The organism is Paraburkholderia sp. BCC1885, from assembly GCF_900996235.1.
Lineage (GTDB): Bacteria > Pseudomonadota > Gammaproteobacteria > Burkholderiales > Burkholderiaceae > Paraburkholderia.
Window position 1 is genome coordinate 1 of the sequence record NZ_CAAJGM010000052.1, and the last position, 602, is coordinate 602.

Sequence of the window (602 nt, forward strand, 5' to 3'; positions counted from 1 at the left end):
CCTGCCCGGTCAGCGCCGTCTTCGACGAGACGTTGACGATCGCGCCGCGGCTGGCCTTCAGGTGCGGCTCGCAGTAATGCGCCATCGCGTAGTAGTGCAGCAGATTGCGTTCGAGCGAGGCGACGAAGGCCGCGCGGCCCGCGCCCAGGCCGACGCCGTCGTTGACGCCGGCGTTGTTGACCAGGCCGTCGATGCGGCCGAATTCGGCGATCGCGGCATCGACGGCGGCCTGGCATTGGGCGTCGTCGAGCAGGTCGGTGCGCAGGAAGCGCGTGCGGGGCTGCTGGTCGCGCAGTTGCGAGGCGAAGGCATCGTCGGGCGCATTGCGGTCGAGCACCACCGGAATCGCGCCTTCGGCCGCCAATGCGCGCGTGATCGCGCCGCCGATACCGGCCGCGCCGCCCGTGACCAGCACCACCTTGTCTTGCAGATCGAGGTTCATCAGGATTCTCCGTTCGCGTTCGAGCCCGGCCGCTCAGGCGGCTGCATGGGCCACGGCGGCGGCGGGATCGACCGATTCGCCCGACCTGGCCGTCTCGCCGCGAAAGCGATAACGCTCCAGCGATTCGGGCTTCATCTCGATCGAGAAACCGGGCGCGCCC

1 protein-coding gene is annotated in these 602 nt (G+C 69.8%); it reads right to left on the reverse strand.

Annotated elements, in window-relative coordinates:
- Positions 1-442 (reverse strand): SDR family NAD(P)-dependent oxidoreductase (locus FQ755_RS04260; RefSeq protein WP_144151250.1); only part of this gene is annotated, 442 nt, incomplete at its 3' end.
- Between the last annotated feature and the right edge of the window lie 160 nt (positions 443-602).